At 31.4% G+C, this 4,791-nt stretch carries 5 protein-coding genes; all 5 read right to left on the bottom strand.

What is annotated here, in order from left to right:
* On the bottom strand, positions 1-392 hold a 392-nt coding region (locus tag HMPREF9129_RS03705), incomplete at its 3' end, for a glutaminase (protein WP_004820491.1).
* Between the two features lie 20 nt (positions 393-412).
* Positions 413-1,123, bottom strand: a complete 711-nt coding sequence (locus HMPREF9129_RS03700; protein WP_004820489.1) for a hypothetical protein — start codon at positions 1,121-1,123, stop codon at positions 413-415.
* Between the two features lie 10 nt (positions 1,124-1,133).
* The gene (locus tag HMPREF9129_RS03695) at positions 1,134-1,853 is read right to left on the bottom strand and encodes a DUF5058 family protein (RefSeq protein ID WP_040552278.1); all 720 of its coding nucleotides are present in this window, start codon (positions 1,851-1,853) and stop codon (positions 1,134-1,136) included.
* Positions 1,854-2,021: 168 nt separating this feature from the next.
* A complete protein-coding gene (locus HMPREF9129_RS03690; RefSeq protein ID WP_004820485.1) occupies positions 2,022-3,419 on the bottom strand; it encodes an amidohydrolase in 1,398 nt (465 codons plus the stop codon).
* Positions 3,420-3,448: 29 nt separating this feature from the next.
* The coding region (locus HMPREF9129_RS03685) for a sodium/glutamate symporter (RefSeq protein WP_004820483.1) at positions 3,449-4,791 on the bottom strand (1,343 nt) is incomplete at its 5' end.

Raw genomic sequence — 4,791 nt, 5'->3', positions numbered from 1 at the left:
TTGTTTCCATTAAATTTTTTTAATATAAAGTATGAAGTCATCAGAGCTCCAGCATTTATAAAAGGATTAATAGGTAATTTTCCTTCTGATTCTTCTAAATCTACAATACTGTTATATGCTTTTGAAGAACCCTTTACTCCAATATACTCCCTTATATAATCAAGTTCATAATTTTCTAACAAGACTGCATATAAAGAAATTTTAGCTATACTCATGATGCTAAATTGTATGTCCGTATCTCCTACTTCATATAGATTACCTTTATTGTCATAAACTGCTATTCCAACTTTACTCTTATCTACATTTGCTAAAGCAGGAATATAGTTTACCAAATTTCCATCATCAACAAATTCTTTGCCATAATCATATGCTTGTTTTAATATTTCTTTCACAAATATTCTCCTTACATAAATTATACTTTCTCTTTTTTTAACAGTTTTATTACATTAGATTTATATAAAATATACGCTATAAGAATGGAAACTCCAAGCATTACCAACATCGCATAACCTTCTTTCCCAGCTAAATTCATCACTAAAAAGTTAAATGCAAACACTAATACCAAATCTAATACTGCAACTAGAGGTTTCTTTGGAACGTTATAAGAACCCGCACTTGTATTTATAAATGCTGAAATCCCCATACTTCCATAAAGAGCTGGCATTATATATGATGTCGCTGTAGTTACTACTTCACTAGTTAGAATTGGCTCTAACGGAACTAACAGTATAAGTCCTATAAACACTACTATCATAGTCACCATACCTGAAATACATACTGCTATCATACCTATTACGTCTGCCATTTCAGACCCCGGAGTTGCATCAACTGAATTTATAGCTGATAAATAACAAGGAAACTTAATATTAGTTACATTTCCCATTATAGAATTTATATAACACGTATTCCCTCCCATAGGTATCATTGAAAGCTGTTCTGCCAACGCTGTTGGAACATATAATGCAAGTAAAGGTCCTGCTACAGCAACTATTGCGCTTCCATCAGGCCACATATTATAAAATGTACACATAATTGTAGGAATAATGAGCATTATTCCAAGAGCAATTATCGTTGCTATCTTTCCATATAAATAAGTTTTTTCCATATATTCACTATGTTTCATATAAATCCTCCTATCCTATTACTTTAGTCAATACAACAGCAATAAACATTCCTATTATTAAGGCAAATGACATTACATAATCATTAAGCCACTTCATATTTAATTTTTTAGCTAAAATTGTAAGTATAAATGTAGTTACTGCACTCACAATTAAAGTTATTGCATGTATCTTTGATTTAGTCATTTGTACTACAACAAATACACTCATCATACCTGTTATCAATACTGATAGAGCTAAATCTCTAAAAGGAGTTTCTTTTTTCCCCGAAGTTGATACACTAGTGTGTAATTTTTTCAAAAAGAACACATTAAAAACCATACCAGCCATAATAGCTATACTCATCACAAACATTATTACTCCAACAGCTTTTAAATCTCCCGCCGCTTGGAAATCTGTAAAGTCTGCATATCCAGCCCCCTTTACAGATAAATCCGCAGCTGTGAGTTCATATGGCAAAGACCCTACTACTGATAATCTAAACCAAGGCCAAGGAGCTCCCAGTAGAGGTTTTAAAGTTATTAATCCTATTATTATTGAGATTGATGGCACAATTGAAAATACTACAGAACTCTTTATTACCGAATTTAATTTCTCTTTTGAAACATTTAACTCAAGCGCCCTCTTATATGCTCTTCTAAAAAAGAATAAACACATTAAAAATATACAAATTAAACCTATCCCTACAAGTAAGTACAATAACTTCCCATTCAAAACTTTATAAATATCCATATTAACCTCCCACTCAATATACTTAAGCATTACGCTATCTAATTAATATTGTACCATATGATTTTTCATGATATAAATTAATTTATTTTAATAATTTTTTTAATGCAACTAAAAAGCTAAATAGCTTATTTGATTTATAATCTAACAAACTATTTAGCTTCTTTAAACTTAGTCTTTTATATTAGGTTTTTTATTGTCCGGTATAGGACTAATAAATTCTGCACCTCGACTTTTTTCTAATTCTTCTTTAGCTTTTAAAATTAAATCCGGATCTTTTAATAACTTTTTAGCTGCCGTATATAATACTTCTCCTGCCTTATGCATTCCTTTCATCGCTATTGAAGACTTTCCTTGAGCAACCTCTTCCCAAGAATGTCCTATTGTGCCAAATGCAAAACAAGCAACTGCTATCTGAGCTGTGGGTACAACATTTGAAACATCTCCAACATCAGAAGAACCCATCATTATTTTATCTGTACTTAAATACTTAGAAATTTTTTCATGAAGAGAATGGTCCTTCATATATTCCATTTCTTCATTTGGATCTAAAACCATAGGTAAAACAATTTGGTTAGCAAAATTTATTTCCGGGTAAGTTTCTTTAAATTTAAAAGCATACTCCTTCTCTTCTTCAGTATATTTTACCGGTCCCACTTCTAAAAAGGCTTCATATAATAATTTTTCTAAAACTTTATTTGATATCATATTAGAACAAGCTTTATCAAATTCTATTTCATAATCAACGCCTGACATAAGCGCTGCACCTTTTACAATATCTTCAAATCTTTTATATAATTCTATAACAGATTTATTATTTTTAGATCTTACTAAATATAATCCTTCCGCTTCAGCTTGAACAACATTTGGAGATTTACTTCCTCCATTTAATATGGAATAATGAATCCTATCAGTATCTTCCATATGCTCTCTTAAAAATTGAATACCTATGTTTGTTAATTCCAAAGCATCTAATGCCGAACGTCCAAGATGTGGACTTGAAGCAGCATGTGCACTAACTCCCTTAAATCTAACATAGCTTTGAATATTAGACAGCATAGAGCCTGTTATTACATGATTGTGATTAAATGGATGCCAAGAAAATGCCACATCAACATCATCAAATACACCATATTTAGCCATAAAAGCTTTACCTGAGCCGCCTTCTTCTCCAGGACAACCATAATATATGACAGTAGCATCTATTTCATTCTCGATAATATAATCCTTTAGTTTGAGTGCAGCTTCCATTGCACCTACACCTAATAAATGATGTCCGCATCCATGTCCTGAACCGCCACACGTTAATTCTTCTTTTTTCAAACTATCAGCTTTTTGGCTTAATCCGGATAGTGCATCAAATTCGCCTAAGAATGCAATTTTAGGACCTGTTTTTCCATAAGTTGCCGAAAAAGCTGTGGGCATATACGCTAAATTATCTACAACTTCAAATCCATTATTCCTCATAAACTCCATTTGCAACTTAGCAGATTCAACTTCGTTAAACTTTAATTCTGCCAATTCCCAAATTTCTTTAGACAGCTTTTCCAATTCTTCACTATAAGTCATTTTAATCCTTCCTTCTAAAAACTATAAATTTATTTTATTAATTTCCTAACTATTATAGCTCCAATTGTTGATATAATAGTTATTCCGGATGTTAATATTAATGCATACATGGTCCCTTTAGTCAAAATTATATTCAAAATTAATGGCATTATCGCAAATGTCACAGCTGACATTATTGAAAAAGATATTGAATAATTTCCTATTACAGGACTTTTATATTCCGGATCACAAACTCTTAACAATAATAAACCTGTTAAAAATACGCCTGTACTCATTCCAAAAGTTGCCACCATATGTTCTAACCAATATTCAGATAAATACTTCTTACACATAATCAACAAATAGAAAGTTGTAAAAATATATCCCAATATACATAGAATTAATATAGGAACTATATAGTCTAAAACAGCCTTAACAGGTAAAGAAGCTATAGCTGCAATTACTGCAAACTCTGTAAAAGGCCCTGTAATTTTTCCTTTAGCATTAGAGTCTATTAAAAACCCTAAATTAAGTTTATTTATAATACCCCAAATTACAAACATCACTATAATTCCATATGCCCAAACTGAAATTGACTTAAAAGCAGGAACTTCATATTTCTTAGCCAATCCAAGTAACATATATGCAAAAAAACAACCTAAAAATATAATTGCTGCATGAAATGAAATTGTATCAACTGATGAAGGCTTTGTTGTTTCACGACCCAATGATTGTTGTAAGTCTACGTTTTTTTCATATCCAAGAGCCATATTTTCAGGTATGTCAGATGGTTTTTCTAAAATTTCTGTATAACCTTTTCTAGCACCCCAGTTTATTACCACCATACCTATTAATATACCACCAACAATTCCAAATGTAGCAGTTGTTATTGCCACTCCTTGCGCAGTTTCCCAATATGGCAAATTCATCTCTTGTAACATATTACCTAAAATGCCAGCTGTTCCATGCCCTCCTGAGTAACCTATCGGCAATTCCCATCCAAATGTAGGATACATATTTCCTCCACTATTAAATATTAAATTTACAACAAAGCCTACTATGTGTTGTAAATAATAAACTCCTAACATTATTAAAAGAAGAGGTAGTATGTTAAATAATTCTTTTTTTGATTTTACCCCCAATTTTAATCCTAAAGGAGTTGCTGTTACAACAGGTACTATTAAAATCCCAGGCAATAAAGACCAAGTAGTTATCCAATCTTCAGGTATAGGTAATACTTTTAATCCTATCGGGCCTAAAATCAATAGTATAAATCCTCCTATTACACTAGCCGGCATAAACGTTTTTTGCAAAAATTTTAATTTTGCTCTTAAAGCAAATCCCATTAATAGGAAAAATCCCAATACTCCTAAACTTTTTAGCAATTCTCCCA

The organism is Peptoniphilus indolicus ATCC 29427 (assembly GCF_000227315.1).
Lineage (GTDB): Bacteria > Bacillota > Clostridia > Tissierellales > Peptoniphilaceae > Peptoniphilus > Peptoniphilus indolicus.
Note: the sequence above shows the minus strand (reverse complement) of the source record. Positions and strands in the feature narration are given on the sequence as shown.

Excerpts from the sequence above, each read along its gene's own strand:
- HMPREF9129_RS03700 (WP_004820489.1), bottom strand. The coding sequence starts at position 1,123 with ATGAAACATAGTGAATATATGGAAAAAACTTATTTATATGGAAAGATA.
- HMPREF9129_RS03695 (WP_040552278.1), bottom strand. The coding sequence starts at position 1,853 with ATGGATATTTATAAAGTTTTGAATGGGAAGTTATTGTACTTACTTGTA.
- HMPREF9129_RS03690 (WP_004820485.1), bottom strand. The coding sequence starts at position 3,419 with ATGACTTATAGTGAAGAATTGGAAAAGCTGTCTAAAGAAATTTGGGAA.